We start from the raw sequence: 261 nt of genomic DNA, 5'->3' as shown, positions 1-261 counted from the left end.
CTACCAGGACACGTGGTTGCCGCCGTTCAGTCGCCTGCTGGCGCAGCCGGGGGTACTCGATTTTTCGTGGAACTACCTGCTCGAACTGCTGGGCCGTTTCATCAACTGGAATCTGATGGGCGCGCTGGCACTGCTGTTGGTGGGGTATCTGTACCTGCGCCATTGGCTGCGCCTGAGTACCCTGAGCCTGTTAGGGCTGGGCTGGCTGGCCGTCGGCGGGCTGCCGTCACTGGGGTTCACTGCGGGCCAGGCGCCCGGCAC

1 protein-coding gene is annotated in these 261 nt (G+C 65.1%); it reads left to right on the top strand.

What is annotated here, in order from left to right; all coding sequences use genetic code 11:
* Positions 1 to 261, top strand: a 261-nt coding sequence (bcsG, locus tag SB765_RS30820; RefSeq protein ID WP_410932646.1) for a cellulose biosynthesis protein BcsG, incomplete at both ends; no start/stop codon positions are given.

Origin of the sequence: Pseudomonas sp. SIMBA_067 (assembly GCF_046534675.1) — a bacterium.
In the GTDB taxonomy this organism is placed as follows: domain Bacteria; phylum Pseudomonadota; class Gammaproteobacteria; order Pseudomonadales; family Pseudomonadaceae; genus Aquipseudomonas; species Aquipseudomonas putida.
Note: the sequence above shows the minus strand (reverse complement) of the source record. Positions and strands in the feature narration are given on the sequence as shown.